Here is a 957-nt window from a genome sequence, read left to right as displayed (position 1 = left end):
GCTGGGCAGCTATTGTAAATATGGATGCCAACGTAGCCGACTTTGCCAATCTTTCAGCAACAGGAAGAAAAAGTACTGTGGGCTTCGGTTCTTTAGAACAGGGCCCGAATCAAAGAAGCCGCGAAGACTTTTTGCAATATGATGTGGTGAGCAATCTCAATATGGGACAACTCCTGCCGCGCAAATGGGGTATTAGAATTCCGGTGAGCTACAGCTATGGCGAAGAATTGATCACCCCTAAATATGATCCTGAATTTTTGGATCTGGAGTTGGAAACTGTACTGGATAATGCGGCGACAGAAGAAATTAGGGATGACCTGCAGGAAAGGGCAGAAGACTTTACCCGTCGTCAAAGTATAAACGTGATAGGCTTGCGTAAAGAAAGAGTGGGAGAGGGTTCTAAGCCTAAGCCGTATGACGTGGAGAATCTTACGCTTTCGGGAAGTTATAATCAGGTAGACCACCGGGATTTTGAGATCGAAGATGCCTTTGATCAAAATGTTAGGGTGGGAGCTACCTATGATTATACTTTTGCGCCTCTTTCCATCGAACCTTTGCAGAATGTAAAGGCCCTGGACAGCAGTGCCTATTTTGCCCTTTTAAGAGATTTTAATTTTAATGTTTTCCCGTCAAATATTACTGCCAGTTCTACCATTTTTAGGCAGTACAATGAGCAAAAGTTCAGGGAGATCAATTTGCCGCCCGGTTTTATCAATGGCATCCCAACCTTATACCAAAGAAATTTCCTTTTTGACTGGCAGTACACCATCAATTACAACTTTACCAAGAGTCTCAGGATGAATTTTGATTCGTCCACCAACCGCATCATCAGGAATTATTTTGATGATGAGAATAACCCCGATACCACAACCGGGATCTGGGATGGTTTTTTCAATACCGGAATTCCCAATCAACATTTCCAGTCGTTGCAGCTAAATTATGATCTTCCGTTTGCCA

The 957-nt window shown here is 43.3% G+C and carries 1 protein-coding gene; it reads left to right on the top strand.

The features are described from left to right. Positions 1-957 (top strand): T9SS outer membrane translocon Sov/SprA (sov, locus tag HC175_RS15250; protein WP_168139330.1); only part of this gene is annotated, 957 nt, incomplete at both ends.

Source organism: Salinimicrobium oceani, assembly GCF_012037645.1.
This window is presented reverse-complemented; position numbering and strand designations above follow the sequence as displayed.